We start from the raw sequence: 16,453 nt of genomic DNA, 5'->3' as shown, positions 1-16,453 counted from the left end.
CATTTATCAATCTAATTCTTTAACTTCCTTTGCTTTGAGGAATTGAATCATAATTATCAAGCAAAGTATGAAGCCACCGAAAAAACTTAAACAATAATACATGTCATTACCACCTATGTAATTTTCACACAATAAAAAGCACCCAAAATGGATGCTATTTTTTATAAACTATATAATTCCCTTTAGAGACTAAATAACCAACTAGTAACATACAAAAACCTCGTAACGTACCCATAACACTTGGGTCATTAAGGGTAAACTCTTGGGCAAGCCATTTTCTATCTCGAGGTAATGCGCTATACAATTCCCTAATTAATTTTTCATCAATTTCTTGATTGTAATAATGTGCTATGTTATTTCTTATACGATTAAATTTATTATAAGCCCCTCGCATATCATCGCTTATTAAATCTAGGGCATGAACCAATTGAAGCTTTTGGGCAAAGCTAAAATTATTTAAATCAATCGCTTTAGAATTAGGTAAATTCTTTTCAAGAATTTGTATCATTATAGATTCAATATATAAGTGAGATTTTAAAAAAACATATAACGGTTCCTCGTTTTTCATATCTTTACTAAACTTAGCTACTAAACTATTTACTGACTCATTCAAATGTTATCACCCCTTAAATAGATAATAACATCAAAGTTCCTCATACTACCTATATATTTTTACATAATAAAAGAGCAACCATGCATCAGTTGCCCTTTCGTCAATCTCTTATGCGAATACGGTAAATGAAGTTTTTGTCTTTTCCCTTAGAAAGAAAAAACCGCTATCCAATTAGATAGCGATTTTCCTCAAAAATAGACAAGTCATGTTTGTATATCGCATATTTCATTTCGTTTGGTTAAGGTGTTTTCACGCCTCTTTCAGTCGCTAAACTGTATATGTCTTTCCTGCTACACACGTCTCTGTATTAGCGACTGAAAGAAGAGCAAAAGCTCTCCTGCATCAACGGGTTCCATTCAACCTGCACCATTGATCTGGCTACGGATTTTAAAAAACATACCGTCAATATGGAGCCGTTTAGAATTCAAAAATCGACATCGCGAGTTGTGTTTTCCGCCACTTCTCACAATACAAATATATCACGTTGATTACAAAACAACCGGTACATTTACTGCCAAAAAGCGGTCACGACTCTGCCACTTTTTCTTCCCTCACGTAGTTTGTAAGTAAATCATACGGTGTACTTCTTAATAGATTTTTCCGCATTTGGATATAGTAATATGTTTCAAACTCAGCAGAAAACATTTTAAAGAACGTATCTTTTTGTTGTTTCGTAAAGCTTCTCCATAAGCTAGGCGCTACTACTAAGTTTTCTGTATATGCTGGTAAGAAATTATTAATGTAATTTCTGAATTGATCTTTTGTTAAACTTTCTAATTGTTGAATGTAACCCTTGAAAAAATCAGTCTCATCCTTTACCCAGCTAAATATAAAACATGATTTCCCACCGTTTGGAAGAATAGTGAAGAATAGTGTCTTTAACCTTTCATCTTCCATAGAATATGTATCATTCATTACATTCCCTTTAATATCATGAGTTAATGTACAGGCTCCACAAGACGCCATACTTATTTCATAATCAAACGTAAATGTTATAGATTGAATCATATCATAATTCTCATTCATTAAAGCATCGTCAAATAAACGCTTGTACTCAAATAAATCTTTTAGAGATAGTTCCTTAAATCTGTAATCTGCTACAAAGTCACTTACCTTCGCGATAGATGGTCTTACTTTGAATAGTTGTTGTGAAGATTTCAATAGCTCTTTTTTCTTATGCATTTCTAAAGCAAACGCTCTGTATGCAAACAAAAAGCATTGATTACTAGAATTAACATCAATTTCTTTAGTTTCTATATCTCGAAAAACTAATGTGTCGTGTTTATCACAAAAACCAGTGAAAGTTGTTGCTTTATTTTTACTCTCGTCTTTAACATCATAAATTAGATCATCTTTTCCGTAGTCTGTATTCAGGATTACTACATGACCATCCTCTGATATTTTTGACAAGACACCATTATTTTGTAGTGAATGAGCACTCTTTATTTTACCTTCACATTGTTTAGAATCTGGATATAAACATTCTTCGATTTTCGATTCTTTATCCAACTTATATGCGTAATTTTTAAATGCTCCCTCTCTTTTTTTATTAGGTACTTTTTCAAACGGTAATTCTTGATCTTTTCTATTAATACAACAGGCTCTGTATTTTTTCCCACTACCGCATGGGCATGGCTCAGTTTTCATAAACTTATGGAATTTAATTGGTTCCATGTGCATCACACTCCCTTAAGTAATATTAACATATGACTTACCCATATCTTATATTTTGTGTAACTGTCCCAAATGCTGAATCCCTTATCACACTTAGCTTTATAAATCCTTTGATTTTGAGTTACACAACACATAAAAAATGGTTAACTGTAAAATACAAAAAAGAAAAAAGGATGTTTGCTATATCTTGAACTTAGTCATAGCCTTATCCATTGCATCCTGGTTAACACCAATGTATCTTAATGTGACTCTTTCGGATGAATGATTGAATATCTCCATAAGTAAAGCGATATTCTTTGTCTGCATGTACATGTGATATCCGAATGTCTTACGTAATGTATGTGTTCCTATTTCATCTAATCCAAACTCCGCTGCGGTATTTCTAAGTATCTTATATGCCATACTCCGCCCGATCGGTTTATTTTTCCCTTCTCGACTCTTAATCAAGTATTCATTATCTTCTCTTTCCTCAATGTACCAGCGTAGTTCTCTTTTTAGTGCTGGAGTCAATTGAATACGCTTCTGCTTCCCTGTCTTCTTTTCTCTCATTGAGATATGGCTTCCTTTTAAATCACTGACTCTTAATTTTAAAATATCACTGATCCGTAAGCCTGTATTAATTCCCATTACAAACAAAATATAATTACGCTCATTGTTTTCTCTCAAGTGCTCTTTAATCTGTTGTATTTGCTCTGGATCACGAATTGGTTGAACAAAATTCATTCCTGCTCACCTTCCGTTTGCTCATAAACTTCTAATCTAAGTGCAAAAGCAAGTTTATAAAAAGCATTAGCTTTATTACGTCTATATGTACGTTCACTCATGCCAATCTCGTTATAAACCATATAATCAAAGACTTCTTCATCTTCTAAATAACGTTTTACAATTATGTCTCTTTGATTCTTACTAAAACGATTTAATGCCTTGTCAATTTGGAGAGATAAACGCTGTAATTTCACTTCTCGCTCACCTAATTCCACATTTGCTAAAGCAACATCTTCAGCGGGATTGCCTACCACGTTTGTCGGGCCGTGATATCTTACCTCACAAGAAGCTGTGACTTTCATCTCATTTCTGATCATCCCAAACTGTCTATAAATACGAACATTTTCAAGAACATCTTCTATACGAGATTGTGTTGCTTTACGATCAATTTCGGGTAAGAAAGTTAATTGTGCCATATATAAAACACTCCTTGTCTGTTTGAATAAAATAAAAAAAGCGGACATCAAACTACAGAGCAATATTGATAATGCTCTTTATAGTTTGATGTCCGCTGGTTCTTCCAGTAGGACTAAATATTTAATTTAATCTATTATACCATTTCCCCTAAATGCATTTACAGCTGCTACACAAACAGCAATTCCAAACTTTTCTTCAACAATATAATCATTGTTATCTATGTTAACTTGCCAATAACCATCTTCAGTTTTAACTCTCACGTCACGACCGGCTTCATTTAACTGATCCAAAATGATTGCCGCGTAATTGATGGCATCAAAATTTTCTATTGGCATATCATGAAACGGTTTTCCATCTTTCCCCCAATGGGTTTCTACCTTCTCCCATCCAAGCACTTCATGAGCAATCACATCATTCAATTTTTCAACTTCATTTAAACTATCAAAAGAAATCCAGCTATCTTCAAAATGAGCAACGAAATTATCATCGATGACACTATATACAACACATCCGACTTTCCATTCACAGCCATCATGTGCTATTACAGAATCATATTGTTTTAACGCTTCCCCGTTCTTATCAACCGCATTTATTTCAATTGCACCTTGTTTCCACATTTCTTTAGCTTTTTCAATGTTTGTCATTTTTCGTTTCCTCCATTCTTTCTGCCACTCTTTTGGCATATCTAACTTGTTGTTTTATATAAGGATCGTCCCAACTTCCACCACTTGCAACCCGATCCGTTAAACGACTTTTTATATCTGTAAGTACCTCGAAAGGTAATAAATGAGCAACCCTATTTAGTTCGTCCATATTCTCACTCTTTTCTTCAAAATAACTATTTGGTTAACATTCCATTTTCTGTTGCATCTGCAAAACTTACAGGATTAACGCTAGAAGCATCCCAATATTCTCCGCCTATTAGAACTGCATTTTTTTGTTTGTTATAGCCTTCTACAAGTTGCCATGCATTTTCATTATCCAGCGGTACAACAACATCACCATTCTTAAATTCATCCATCTCACGACCAGCCTCTTTAAACTTTTCGCAGCGTGTTTCTTTTGCAAGTTTAGCTACTTCTCTTTGTTGAGCTTCTTTATTCAACTCTTGTCCCATTTTCATTAACAGATTACGGAAGTGAACGAAATCGCCTCTATTGTCATACCCAGCCGAATAAGTATAGATTCTTGATCTACCTAGATTATGAGCTTGATATTTTTGATATCGTTTAGCTTCTTCAAGAATGAAGAAGAACGCTTCATTTTCCCATTCTGTTTCTACCCATGCCATTGCCAACTCATCTTCAATGCCATAAACTTTGAAATAATCGTAAAAATCATTAACAAAAATCGTTTTTCCATTAACGCTTTCTACATCTTCATATTGCAGATTTTCAAAACTTCTCACTTCAATTGGACACTCTTCATCTTTCCACTCATAAAAAGAGTCTACCGCCTCCACTTCGTTGTCATGCCATAACTCCCTATCCGTATCTGCACAAAATTCCAATGTACTATTATCAAAATAACCTTCTAAATCCATGCTATACGGTATATATTGTTTTCTTTTTTTCTGAACAACGTGTATAGGGTCACTTGTATAAACGTTATCCTCTGCACCGCTATACTGCTTTTCACTAAATAACTTTAAGAACTCTGCTTGTTTTTCTGTTAATTCAACTGTTACCTTTGCCATTTCTCATTTCCCCCTAGTTTTATAATCTAATAACGCTTTGGTTACAATTTATTTAATGCTTCATCGATCACTTGTTTAATTTTCTTTTTACTTACTCCGTTGTTAACATCGTATTCGAAATTAAACCCACACTTACAAGTACGTTTGACTATATCGTCATCAACTTCTAATGTACCTTGACCATTACCAACAAATTGATTACTACAATTCGGACAGTCATTAATAAGTGGTGATATTCTCAAAAAATCCATTGCGTTAATTTTTATTCCCCCATTTAAATTAACTGTGTTTTCCGTTCATCTACACGAGTTACTTTTCCGCTTTTATATGTAAAGGACTGTTCCCCATGACCGCTTGTTGGTGGCTCTATTGGATGAATTTGTCCATCTTTCACAACATAAATCATATTTTCTACTAAAGAAATTTCAGCCTTCATTTCTGCAATATTTTCCTTGATGATTGCCAACAGAACCACTCCCATATATGTTATAATTACTTTGTCGAAGTAAGTCGGGAGTAGTCTCGGCTTTTTTATTTTGTCCTCATAAATACTGCACAACATTTTCTGGAACAAAGGTTTGATCAAACGATAAGTGAAGTCGAATTGGAATTGGCTCTTTGTTATCCCTTGCTTGCTTACACAGTTCTTCAGCATCTTCCCAACCAAATCGTTTATCCTCTGCTCGTTTATAACGCCAAACTCCAATTGTATAATCTTCAAATAGTTCATACTGATCACTTGGTGCTGTTGTTGGCTTTAACTCATCTACTGCTTTTGCCTGACGTGGAACTTGAACAACTACATCAGCAAACCGCACTTTTGAATTTAATCGCTGAATGTGTGCTTTCTTAGGATTGAACGCTACCACCGGCTCAACATCAAAGATTGTTAACTGCTTTGTCATTGTTCTTTCCCCTCTAGCACCAGCAAGCCTGTCTTTAAAATCCTTTCAAGCTGCGTTAAAGTTAATTGATCTAATGTTTGTCCATTTATTTCTGCTAATCCTAAACCAAGTAATTTACGAATAATGAATAGTTTTCTACGTTCAACTTCTTGTCGTAGTATCATCACTTAGCCTCCTGCTTTGGATGTGTATCAAATCTTCTCTCTAAGTTAACGAACTTACTAAATTCTTTAACGAAAGCTAGTTCTACACTTCCAACAGGGCCATTTCGCTGTTTAGCAATTATAATTTCAATCATATTTTTGTTTGGTGTTTCCCTATCATAATAATCCTCTCGATATAAGAGTGTAATAATATCTGCATCTTGCTCAATTTGCCCCGTTTCACGTAAATCTGACGGCATCGGTCTTTTATCTTGTCTACTTTCTACAGCGCGGCTCAACTGTGATAAAGCAACTACACACACACCTAACTTTCTAGCCATCAATTTCAATTTACGACTGATTTCACTTAATTCTTGCATCCGATTTCCTTTGTGTTTTGGATCACCTGTAATAAGCTGTAAATAATCAATCATAACTAATACCTTTTTGCCTGGGTGCTTACGTTTGAGCTTTCTCGTTTTGCTATAGATCTCTTGCATTGTCATGCCAGCATCATCGTAAATCTCAAGAGGTAATTTATTTATGATTCCCATAGCTTTCGAAGCCTTATTCCAATCATCTAAGTTAAATGATTTTTTTGGGTTTTTCATTTTCATTGCGTCCACATTACCTACACTAGAAACCATTCGTTTAAGCAATTGCTTATTGCTCATTTCAAGCGAAAATATTGCTACTGCTGTATCTGTTTCAGCCGCATTGCATGAAATATTTAATGCGAATGCTGTCTTTCCCATCGATGGACGAGCTCCAACAATAATTAAATCTCCTTCCTGAAAACCAGAAGTCATATTGTTCAGTTCTGTATATCCAGTATTAATCCCGGTTAAATCACCAACATCTAATTGCATTTCCTTGTATAGATCAACTAGTGTTTCCTTCAAATCGAATTCTTCTGAGTATCCAGTTTCCTCAATTGCATTCAACTGATCAACTGTGTTACTAATTGCGCTAATATCTTTATCGTTTTGAATACGTTTGTATAAGTTCCCAGCAACTTCTTGAGCATGCCGCATTTTCCAAGATTCGATAACTAAACCTTCGTGATATGAAAAGTTCTTTGTTGTAGGAACTGAATCAGTTAGATTAATAAAAAAGTCAATCCCGCCGATTTGCTGTATAAAAGCCTTATCGAACTTTGCAATAAGTGACACAATATCTATTGGGCTATCGTTAACATCTAATTCACGCATAGCTTTAAAAATGACTTGATGTGTTGGAAGTGCGAATTGATTTTCTTTTAACTGACAATCTTTAATCAACTCTCCTTCCGAGATAATAGCTCCCAAAATACTTTGTTCTGCTTCTACATTGCGAATGATGTCGTTACTCATTGCGCCCACCCATTATTCTGTAAAAACGCTTGAAGTTCTTCTTCAGTAGGAATACTTTCTTTCCAAGCTTCTTGTTGATGTAACACTTTTTTAGTTGATTCAGATAAACCATGCTGTTGATGTGCTGGTTGTTGTACTTGCACTGTTCGTTTATCTCGAAATCCTTTATCAGCCGCTTCTACATCAGCTACTGTTTTAAGACCTTTAAGATGCCAATCTCGTAAGATAGCATTTACATACGACATATTTCTTGTATTTTTTCCCAAAGCAATTTCCATTGCCTTGATAACTAGCTCTGCATTTAAATCATCTACCCAATCATAAATACCATCCGCGATAAAAGGTGTGATCAATCCGAAGTTTTGCTCGTAAAAAGAAATTGGATTAACAACAACCTCGTTCTCGCGTTCTTCTTGTTGTTGTTCTTCTTGTTGTTGTTCTTCTTTTTCTTCTTCTTTTTCTTCTTCTTTTTCTTTTTCTTCTTCCTTGCTAGGGTCTTCCAAGCCCCTTATAAGCCCCTTCAAACGGACTGATAAATACTCCTTAATACGAGGGATTTTAAAATCTTGTTCTTGCTCTAATTGCAAACATGTTTCATAAAAATCAACTAAGAAATCCTGGTCTTTTGCAGATTGAATCTCTTTTAAAACACACTTTTCAATGTTTACATTTTTTATAGGATTGAACTTTAACCAGTTGATTAAAAATAGTTCTTTTGTTTTTTGGTTGTAGTTAATTTTCCCGTACTCAGCAAAACGTTCTAATAGCTTCATAACAGTTTCGCGATTATATCCTGTATCCGTTTCAATAATACGAAGTGGAAGCTCGTAGATGCCCGATTGAGACGTTTTACCGTTTGTCATCAAATACAAGTAAAAATACTTTTCCTCCGGTGTAAGATCTAAAACAAATGAATCCTGCCAAAATGAAACTTGAACTGGTCTATAAACTGCCATATTATTCATCCTCCCGTTTGCATATCGCAAATCCATCTTCTATACGTAATAAGCGATAGTTCTTGTATCCTTTTGTGAGATATTGTGTTACTAAGTACTTTAGGTGCTGTTCTGATGTCGATTGCTGAATTAAATTAGGATTCAGCAACACTTTATGTAATGTTTTGTCTAAAAGCATTTCGCACCCTCCGTTGTTATACCAATTCTAATTTGGTATAATTAACCTAAATTAAATTTATTAAGTACATTCTTCTATCACTTTGCCGAGTGATAGATTTTTTATTTTCTACGAGTTACCAACGAAGCATTTGAAACTCTTTTGCGCATCGATCTAACTCTTTTTCCCAACGGCTTGATTCTTCAAGCGACTTCGCATTAAACATGTTATGAATGCATGAAATCATACAATCATGAAGCTTATTCGCAAACGAAAAATCTCCTGGAAGAACAAGATCATGAAGACGATTGTATTCATTTTTCATGGTTTCCACCCCATTTCTATGTAGATTGATGCTGTACGCATCGTTACAACCAGAAAGGTTTATTGTAAGGGGATGGGAGGAACAATCCCTTTCTGGTCATAACGACAAGCACAGTGCTTGTCCAAACGAATAATAAAATGTTATAATTGCTTTATCGATATATTTTTTTGAGCTACTGTTGTCTAGGCGGTAGCTTTTTCTTTTGCCCATTTATGCTTTAAAGTGAATGATGCTTCAATAATTTTTATACGAATTTCCACTAACTTCTTCTCTTGATGTAATTCCTCTAGTTTTTTATGATCATTAAATGTTTTAGCTATTGTTATTTCGCCATTTAACTTGGCATCATATCGAACTAATTTCTTATAATCATTTAAATTAGGATTCTTATAATCTACTGTCATATATATTCCTCCTTACAACACTTTCGTGAGATTCATTAAACTATCTACCGAATGAATAATGACGTTTTCCGATATCGCTTTTTGCAACCAACTTCTTTGTATTTGGTCCATAATGTCAGAGTGAACTTGCGATAAGGCTTGTACTACACATTGAGTCGCTTGAATCATATCGAATATTTCTTTTGCATGAACTGCATACTCATGTTTCTTTTGTTCACTCAACTGCCATGATCGTGTCGTGATTTGCAAATTCATAATTTCCTTTGCTGCTGCAATACCTTCTTCAGCTTGTTTGATGTAATTCATAAGTTGTAAATTAACATCTTGTGTTAAACGTGGATCTGTAGGCGGTAATCCTACACCGTAAATATGTTTAATTGCTTGTTTGTTTAACGTTGCTTTTGTCGCATCACACCAGTCCATTGCAAGCTCGAACGGTGGTTTAGAAAAGCCGGCCTCTATATTTTTCAAACGGTCGTATGTAATACCCAAATACTCCGCTAGTCCTTTCTTTGTTTTTAACGTTGCATCTTCACAACATTCCCTCGCATTTTGTAACAGTGTATTTATTGATGAATTGCAATAAATACTTGTTCGCATATTTGTTCGCCTCCATATTAAGTTTTTAAAGTATTAAAATGATTAGTACATACATAACTTGTCTATTTTTTATGTAAAAAGAGAGGAACTACTCCTCAATATTTTCTTTTGTTTGCAATTCATCGATGATGGCCCAACCTGCCTGGTAATATGCTCGAAGGATTTTATCAATTTCCTTTTGTGGTTTCGGCTCAGGAGCCACAACATAAACTTTCGTTTTCCCAAATTCATAAGACGCTGAATATTCTTCTTGTTGGCTCATGGTGTCACCTCTTGAAGTGCTTTCTATATTTGTATGCTGCTGATCTGTTGGTACTGCCATGTTACTTGCTGCCATTTTTTCACCTACTTTCTACAATTCAGCGCACCATGGTTTACACTTGTTCAAAAAAAATATCTTCTACTTTGGTATTTAGTTCTTTTGCAATTTTCACAGCAATAATAACGCTAGGTTGCTTCTTTCTGTTTTCAATCTCTGATAGATATTGTCTTGTTATCCCCACTTTTTTCGCTAAAATTTCCTGCGACATCCCCACTTTTTTCCTAGCTTGAGCTAGACTGTTCATTCAATCACCACCAGTTATTTGTTTATGAGTTGATTGTAAACTAAAGTGCGCAAATCTGTCAACCATAAAGTGCATGTTTTTCCTAGATTTTTTGTAAACTATTGTTTACAATTTTAAACAAGGAGGTTCTCATATGAATACATTAGGTACAGTAATTTCAGAATATCGATTAAAAAACAAACTCTCTCAAAGAGATTTTGCTTTACTATGTGATGTCAGTCATTCATATATAAATAAATTAGAAAAAGGCATAGACCCTCGAAGTGGCAAGCCTGTAGAACCCACTTTATTTATGGTTGAAAAAATCGCAAAAGCAATGAAGAAAAGCAAAAATGAGCTATTAGAAGAAATAGGTTATCTAGAACCTAAAAAAAGAACCAACGTTCCTCTTTCTTCAAAAGAAGAACGCGATATTGCACGTGATTTAGAAAAAACATTAGAAGAATTAGATAATAGTGAAGAAGCATTAATGTTTGATGGAGAACCAATTGATGAACATACGAAAGAAATGATTCGTATTTCTCTTGAAAACTCAATGCGCATGGCAAAACAATTAGCAAAACAAAAATTCACTCCAAATAAATATAAAAAAGATTGAATGGAGCGAACGAATGGACATCAAAGAATACGTACTAAAAATTACACAAAAACACGGCACCACAAATCCATTTGAAATTGCTAGGCAAAAAGATATTTATGTGTTGTATGAGGACCTAGGGAATACTCTTGGCTTTTACAACACTTATAAACGATTTAAATTTATTCATATTAATAATCAAATTGGCGAAATAACCCAGAGATTTGTTTGTGCTCATGAATTAGGACATGCTTTACTTCACCCTAAAGCTAATACTCCTTTCTTACGTAATCAAACATTTTTCTCTGTAGATCGTTTAGAAATTGAGGCGAATACATTTGCTGTAGAATTATTACTTACGGATGAAATGGTTGCTACATATGACAATACACGTCTTACTATTCAAGAAATTGCAGAGATTCATGGAGTCCCTAAAGGATTTTCTCGTTTAAAAACTTATTAATGTAAATCTAAAATACATTTCTATAGATTAAGAGTTACAACATCAGGTATCAATGAAAAGTGTTTTATATTAATTAATGCAAAAGGAGATATGTTACATGGCTACATCTTTTTTTATATGTAATGCTGTAAAGTTTTCTACTGAAGCATTTAGCACCAATAGTCAATTGCAATTAGTAGAGCCCAATGGATTAGAACTATCAGAGGGAGAGCCAAACACTCAGCTCGTCCCAAATTCACAAACATACTTACAACACTTTCATACCTTTGATTGCTATCACGAAACTACAGAAAAAGTTTATGGAAAAGTTTTCGGTCGGAACTTTTCATATTATTTGAAACCTCATAAATTCTACACTTTTTGTAATTTTGAGCAAGAGTTAGCTTTTTTACGCTTGAATGTGGATTCTTCAGAAGAGGTTATTAAAACGTTAAATACACAAAGTTCATATAAACTTACCAAAATAAACATAGACTTTGAAAAAATCATTACAAAGGTTCCAGAAATATCTGGAATGTGGTTAAAGGTTTTAAACAACTTAAACCTGGATTCTGTAGCATATTTTGGAAAAGATGTCGATCGAGATCCTAGGGTTCAAGAAATGGTTGAAAGTGGTGAGGTTTCTTATGTTCAAATGAGATATTTAAAAGATGGTCAAGAACACAAAATAGGTATTTCAAAACGTGGATCGATTACACTATATAATTCATATAAAAATATAGAAACAGAGTTGGACATGGCTTGGGATATATATATAAAGCTACTAGCTTAATCACCTATTTTGGCGATAAAGCTAAGTAGCTTTTTGCTAGATTTTTTAATTGATCATAAGTACCACTATTTATTTCAATCTGTTTTTTATAAATAGAAACTTTGTTATCTTGAATATAGAAACTCGCATTAAAATCAATATTGGTAGGATCTATTTTCTTAAGGAACAATCCAAAATATGGATTATTTCCTTTAAATTCAATTCTAACACTATATCTTTCATTATATGGTTGAAATACCCTTTTCAATTCATTAACAATAACATCTAATTTTTCTTCAAATATTATTTTACTTCCACGATAAGAAATTTCCATATCTTGTATATCAAAAACGAATTGTTTTCTCTCCTCGTCCCATGTAACTTCAAACCGTATTGCACCTAATTTATAGTCTTTACGAGTTTCACTTATTTGTCTTACCTTTAACTCATTTGTCGAATATATTTCTCTAAGTTTAACATCTAACTCTTCTAAAGCTTCACTAGATAGGTTAGACATCATATAAATTCTCATATTCCACAAACATTCTTTATTAGAAAGATGAAATTTTATTCTTTGTATAAAAAGGAAAAATATATTTGAATTATTATAGGTAGCCTGGATTGCAAATAGTAACCAACCTATAATTATAGTCCCATTAGTCCAAAAGTTCACCCATGAGCTTGATGGTGGTACTATAAAATTAAATATACAGAGCCCTATAAATAATATCCAAACCAGAGCTAAATTTATGTACTTTTTCATAACATATCCTCCCTTCTTTATATACACTTACAATATTGATTAAATTATACAACAGAACATACGTTTTTTCATTACAATTGCCTATACAAAGTGATGTTCCTCTTTATTATTTATATATTAGACAATATATCATCTTTCAAAACATTTTTCATTCACTTTCATAGAACAAACGTTTCCTATATAATAAATAATAACAAGGAGGTCTAATTATGAAAACCGCAATCTACCTAAGAAAATCCCGCGCTGATCTCGAGGCTGAAGAACGCGGCGAAGGCGAAACATTAGCAAAGCACCGTACTACCCTTTTAAAGATAGCTAAGGAAATGAATCTAGATATTTTAACCGTTCGTGAAGAAATCGTTTCTGGTGAAAGCTTAGTCAAACGTCCTGAAATGTTAGCACTACTTGAAGAAATTGAGGATAACAAATACGATGTTGTCCTTTGCATGGATATGGACCGCTTAGGACGCGGTGGTATGAAAGAACAAGGAATCATTTTAGAGACGTTTAAACGCTCCAATACGAAGATTATGACACCTAGGAAGACTTATGACCTTAATGACGAATGGGACGAAGAATACAGCGAATTTGAAGCTTTTATGGCACGGAAAGAATTGAAGATTATTACTCGTCGTATGCAACGTGGCCGCATAGCTAGTGTGGAAGCTGGTAACTATCTCGGTACACATGCGCCTTACGGATATGATATCCATCGTTTAAATAAACGAGAGCGTACATTAACTATTAATTCGGAAGAAGCTTCTGTTGTAAGAATGATATTTGAGTGGTATGCAAATGAAGATATGGGTGCCTCTGCTATTATGCATAGGTTAAACCAACTTGGCTACAAAAGTAAGCTAGGAAATGATTGGAATGCATATACTATATTGGATATGCTCAAAAATAATATTTATATTGGAAAAGTCACTTGGCAAAAACGAAAAGAAGTAAAACATCCGGATGCAACGAAACGAAGTTGTGCTAGACAAAATAAGGCTGATTGGATTATTGCCGATGGAAAACATGAGCCTATCATCTCTGAAAGTTTATTTGAAAAAGTACAGGATAAATTAAGTACGAGGTACCACGTTCCCTATAATACAAATGGTATTAAGAACCCACTAGCTGGAATCATTAAGTGTGGTAAATGTGGCTATAGCATGGTGCAACGTTATCCTAACAAACGAAAATATACAATGGATTGTAAGCACCGCGGTTGTCAAAACAAATCAAGTTATACAGAGCTAATCGAAAAGCGTTTACTCGAGGCGTTAAAAGAATGGTACATCAATTATAAAGCTGATTTTGAAGCACATAAGCAAGGTGACAAATTAAAAGAAACACAAGTTATTCAAATGAATGAAGCTGCATTACGAAAGCTTGAGAAAGAATTAGTGGATGTCCAAAAACAAAAAAATAATTTACACGATTTATTAGAGCGTGGCGTTTATACCGTCGATATGTTTTTAGAACGTTCGAAAGTTATTTCCGATCGTATCAATGAAATTACTTCCACGATGGAAAACTTAAAAAAAGAAATTAAAACAGAAATTAAGAAGGAAAAAGTGAAGAAAGATACCATACCTCAAGTCGAGCATGTTCTTGATCTGTACTTTAAAACAGACGATCCAAAAAAGAAAAACAGCCTCCTAAAGTCAGTTTTAGAAAAGGCTGTTTATAAGAAGGAAAAGTGGCAAAGGCTCGATGATTTCGAACTTGTGCTTTACCCTAAGCTCCCTCAAGATGGCGACATATAAGCGTTCGCGCTTTGTCGTCACCTTGTTGGTGTAATTAGATTTACCCCATTAAGACCAAGAGCATCGTTTGTCGAAACAGCCAACACAACTGGCTTCCCATTTCGCAGTGCCGCCTTTGCCGCCATTAATACTGGCGAATCGGTCATTGCGTTCGCGAATTTACTCATTGAATTTCCTGTTAAAGGAGCAATCACCATGCAATCTAATGGGATTTTTGGCCCAAGTGGTTCTGCTCCTACAATAGAATGAATAACCTTATTTCCTGTTATTTCTTCAATTTTTTCAATCCACTCCGCTCCTTCACCGAATCTCGTATTCGTTGTTTGGACAGTATAGGAAACAACCGGAAGCACTTCCACTCCCTCCGCAATCAACTTTTCTACATGCGGCATAACTTCTGCATACGTACAATGTGAACCTGTAAATCCAAAACCAATTCGTTTCCCTTTCAAACTCATTTTTCATCCCCCTCTCTTGCAATCATATCTTCTGTTAATAGCTGAGAAAGAACATTTGCTAAAATCTGTCCCGCTGTTTTCGGCGCAACAATCCCCGGAAGACCTGGCGCTAGCAATGCTTTAACTCCCCGCTTCTCTGCATAGCGAAAGTCCGTACCACCTGGCTTAGAAGCTAGGTCGATAATTAAAGTGTGTGCTGGCATTTGTGAAATGACACTTGCCGTTACTACAAGGTGTGGAATTGTATTAATAAGAATGTCAATATCACTTACTTCCTTCTCAATGTGCTCCATGTAAAAAGGAGAAAACGTCATTTCCGAAATACGAGCGATATGTTCCGAACGCCTTGCTCCTACTTTGACATGTGCTCCTAATGATTGAAAAGCCCTAGCTACACTCATCCCAGTTCTACCAAATCCTAAAACCATTACGTTTGAACCGTGAATCGTATAATCTGTATTTTGAATTACCATCATTAATGTTCCTTCTACAGTTGGGATAGAATTGTAAATCGCCACATCATCACGATCGAATAATTTCACAAGTTTTCGATTTGTTACAGATACGATATTCTCCAAATAAGGTGTACCAATTCCGGAATATATAGTAAAATTTGCTGGTGTTTTTTCAATTTGTTCCTGCGTAATAACAACTTTTTCATTTGAAAAAATAGTATCTACTTCCCCTTTTGGATTTGTTCCTGCTACCGGCAAAATAATTGCATCTAAAGAAGTGAAATCTAGATCGTGCATATGTTCTTTTGCCGCCCCTGTAAATCCATGATCCAGTTGATCAAACCCTACTAATGAAAGTTTGGCATCAAGTTCAACCAACTTCCGAATCACCTCCAGCTGCCTTGCATCTCCTCCTATGACAGCAATGTGCATCTCAGTCAACATTCCCTACTTCACCTTCTTTTTCTTTCATTTATAAGAAAAGTGCCTACTTTTTCTTTTTCCTCCATAGCATATGTAATGTATAAGCTTTGGGTGATTGACTTCAAACGGATATTTTAAATATACATAAATTTTAATATCATATTTTTAAAATTGATTAATGACACTTGTCCTCTAATTAAAAAAATTAATATAAAAGCACATAACCATCTACT

23 protein-coding genes and 3 pseudogenes are annotated in these 16,453 nt (G+C 34.4%); 4 read left to right on the top strand and 22 right to left on the bottom strand.

Annotated features, from left to right (window positions below):
- Nucleotides 1–154 precede the first annotated feature (154 nt).
- The 19 genes and pseudogenes from ACX5JI_RS04580 to ACX5JI_RS04490 all read right to left on the bottom strand — a co-directional run bounded on the left by ACX5JI_RS04580 (nt 155) and on the right by ACX5JI_RS04490 (nt 10,573).
- Nucleotides 155–613, bottom strand: a complete 459-nt coding sequence (locus ACX5JI_RS04580) for a hypothetical protein (protein ID WP_459499889.1) — start codon at nt 611–613, stop codon at nt 155–157.
- Between the two features lie 525 nt (nt 614–1,138).
- A complete protein-coding gene (locus ACX5JI_RS04575) occupies nt 1,139–2,287 on the bottom strand; it encodes a YecA family protein (protein WP_459499888.1) in 1,149 nt (382 codons plus the stop codon).
- 180 nt (nt 2,288–2,467) lie between these two features.
- Complete coding sequence (locus ACX5JI_RS04570; RefSeq protein WP_459499887.1) at nt 2,468–3,010, bottom strand: site-specific integrase; 543 nt, start codon at nt 3,008–3,010, stop codon at nt 2,468–2,470.
- The gene (locus ACX5JI_RS04565) at nt 3,007–3,468 is read right to left on the bottom strand and encodes an ArpU family phage packaging/lysis transcriptional regulator (protein ID WP_459499886.1); all 462 of its coding nucleotides are present in this window, start codon (nt 3,466–3,468) and stop codon (nt 3,007–3,009) included. Before ACX5JI_RS04565 ends, ACX5JI_RS04570 begins: the two co-directional genes overlap by 4 nt.
- Before the next feature lie 126 nt (nt 3,469–3,594).
- Nucleotides 3,595–4,113, bottom strand: coding sequence for a BC1872 family protein (locus ACX5JI_RS04560; RefSeq protein WP_459499885.1), 519 nt, complete (start codon nt 4,111–4,113; stop codon nt 3,595–3,597).
- On the bottom strand, nt 4,100–4,282 hold the full coding sequence (locus tag ACX5JI_RS04555) for a DUF6877 family protein (protein WP_459499884.1): 183 nt from the start codon (nt 4,280–4,282) through the stop codon (nt 4,100–4,102). Before ACX5JI_RS04555 ends, ACX5JI_RS04560 begins: the two co-directional genes overlap by 14 nt.
- Nucleotides 4,283–4,307: 25 nt before the next feature.
- Nucleotides 4,308–5,165: a hypothetical protein gene (locus tag ACX5JI_RS04550; protein WP_459499883.1), complete on the bottom strand. Its 858-nt coding sequence runs from the start codon at nt 5,163–5,165 to the stop codon at nt 4,308–4,310.
- Between the two features lie 41 nt (nt 5,166–5,206).
- A complete protein-coding gene (locus ACX5JI_RS04545; protein WP_459499882.1) occupies nt 5,207–5,416 on the bottom strand; it encodes a DUF3797 domain-containing protein in 210 nt (69 codons plus the stop codon).
- A gap of 23 nt (nt 5,417–5,439) precedes the next feature.
- The gene (locus tag ACX5JI_RS04540) at nt 5,440–5,631 is read right to left on the bottom strand and encodes a DUF3954 domain-containing protein (protein ID WP_459499881.1); all 192 of its coding nucleotides are present in this window, start codon (nt 5,629–5,631) and stop codon (nt 5,440–5,442) included.
- Between the two features lie 76 nt (nt 5,632–5,707).
- Nucleotides 5,708–6,070: a cell division protein SepF gene (locus ACX5JI_RS04535; protein ID WP_459499880.1), complete on the bottom strand. Its 363-nt coding sequence runs from the start codon at nt 6,068–6,070 to the stop codon at nt 5,708–5,710.
- A pseudogene (locus tag ACX5JI_RS04530) lies at nt 6,045–6,234 on the bottom strand (hypothetical protein). The gene ACX5JI_RS04535 and the pseudogene ACX5JI_RS04530 overlap by 26 nt, the downstream one beginning before the upstream one ends.
- A complete protein-coding gene (gene dnaB, locus ACX5JI_RS04525; protein WP_459499879.1) occupies nt 6,234–7,565 on the bottom strand; it encodes a replicative DNA helicase in 1,332 nt (443 codons plus the stop codon). Before dnaB ends, ACX5JI_RS04530 begins: the two are co-directional and overlap by 1 nt.
- Nucleotides 7,562–8,521, bottom strand: coding sequence for a DnaD domain-containing protein (locus tag ACX5JI_RS04520; protein WP_459499878.1), 960 nt, complete (start codon nt 8,519–8,521; stop codon nt 7,562–7,564). Before ACX5JI_RS04520 ends, dnaB begins: the two co-directional genes overlap by 4 nt.
- Nucleotide 8,522: 1 nt before the next feature.
- Nucleotides 8,523–8,699: a hypothetical protein gene (locus tag ACX5JI_RS04515; RefSeq protein WP_459499877.1), complete on the bottom strand. Its 177-nt coding sequence runs from the start codon at nt 8,697–8,699 to the stop codon at nt 8,523–8,525.
- A 121-nt stretch (nt 8,700–8,820) separates the two neighbouring features.
- Nucleotides 8,821–9,003 (bottom strand): annotated as a pseudogene (locus ACX5JI_RS04510) (hypothetical protein); the annotation flags it as partial.
- Between the two features lie 182 nt (nt 9,004–9,185).
- Nucleotides 9,186–9,407 (bottom strand): RNA polymerase subunit sigma, encoded by a 222-nt coding sequence (locus ACX5JI_RS04505; RefSeq protein ID WP_459499876.1) that lies wholly within the window; start codon nt 9,405–9,407, stop codon nt 9,186–9,188.
- A 12-nt stretch (nt 9,408–9,419) separates the two neighbouring features.
- Nucleotides 9,420–10,007, bottom strand: a complete 588-nt coding sequence (locus ACX5JI_RS04500; RefSeq protein WP_459499875.1) for a sporulation sigma factor-processing peptidase — start codon at nt 10,005–10,007, stop codon at nt 9,420–9,422.
- Nucleotides 10,008–10,095: 88 nt separating this feature from the next.
- Complete coding sequence (locus tag ACX5JI_RS04495) at nt 10,096–10,344, bottom strand: hypothetical protein (RefSeq protein ID WP_459499874.1); 249 nt, start codon at nt 10,342–10,344, stop codon at nt 10,096–10,098.
- 37 nt (nt 10,345–10,381) lie between these two features.
- Nucleotides 10,382–10,573, bottom strand: coding sequence for a helix-turn-helix transcriptional regulator (locus tag ACX5JI_RS04490; protein ID WP_459499873.1), 192 nt, complete (start codon nt 10,571–10,573; stop codon nt 10,382–10,384).
- 133 nt (nt 10,574–10,706) lie between these two features.
- Here ACX5JI_RS04490 and ACX5JI_RS04485 point away from each other — a divergent pair, with 133 nt between their 5' ends.
- The 3 genes from ACX5JI_RS04485 (at nt 10,707) to ACX5JI_RS04475 (ending at nt 12,385) form a co-directional block, all read left to right on the top strand.
- Entirely contained in the window at nt 10,707–11,171 is a 465-nt protein-coding gene (locus tag ACX5JI_RS04485; RefSeq protein ID WP_459499872.1) for a helix-turn-helix domain-containing protein, read from the top strand.
- A 13-nt stretch (nt 11,172–11,184) separates the two neighbouring features.
- Nucleotides 11,185–11,613 (top strand): ImmA/IrrE family metallo-endopeptidase, encoded by a 429-nt coding sequence (locus ACX5JI_RS04480; protein ID WP_459499870.1) that lies wholly within the window; start codon nt 11,185–11,187, stop codon nt 11,611–11,613.
- A 97-nt stretch (nt 11,614–11,710) separates the two neighbouring features.
- The gene (locus tag ACX5JI_RS04475; RefSeq protein WP_459499869.1) at nt 11,711–12,385 is read left to right on the top strand and encodes a hypothetical protein; all 675 of its coding nucleotides are present in this window, start codon (nt 11,711–11,713) and stop codon (nt 12,383–12,385) included.
- Nucleotides 12,386–12,389: 4 nt separating this feature from the next.
- Here ACX5JI_RS04475 and ACX5JI_RS04470 read toward each other — a convergent pair whose 3' ends face one another.
- Nucleotides 12,390–13,127, bottom strand: coding sequence for a hypothetical protein (locus ACX5JI_RS04470; RefSeq protein ID WP_459499868.1), 738 nt, complete (start codon nt 13,125–13,127; stop codon nt 12,390–12,392).
- Nucleotides 13,128–13,336: 209 nt separating this feature from the next.
- On the opposite strand from ACX5JI_RS04470, the gene ACX5JI_RS04465 reads away from it, so the two are divergent.
- Nucleotides 13,337–14,884, top strand: a complete 1,548-nt coding sequence (locus tag ACX5JI_RS04465; protein ID WP_459499867.1) for a recombinase family protein — start codon at nt 13,337–13,339, stop codon at nt 14,882–14,884.
- A 32-nt stretch (nt 14,885–14,916) separates the two neighbouring features.
- Here the strand turns inward: ACX5JI_RS04465 and dpaB are convergent.
- Both dpaB and dpaA read right to left on the bottom strand, forming a co-directional pair.
- Nucleotides 14,917–15,342, bottom strand: a pseudogene (gene dpaB, locus ACX5JI_RS04460) (dipicolinate synthase subunit B); the annotation flags it as partial.
- On the bottom strand, nt 15,339–16,241 hold the full coding sequence (gene dpaA, locus ACX5JI_RS04455) for a dipicolinic acid synthetase subunit A (protein WP_459499866.1): 903 nt from the start codon (nt 16,239–16,241) through the stop codon (nt 15,339–15,341). The gene dpaA and the pseudogene dpaB, both read right to left, overlap by 4 nt.
- Nucleotides 16,242–16,453: the final 212 nt, after the last annotated feature.

This window comes from Bacillus sp. C1 (assembly GCF_054570475.1).
Note: the sequence above shows the minus strand (reverse complement) of the source record. Positions and strands in the feature narration are given on the sequence as shown.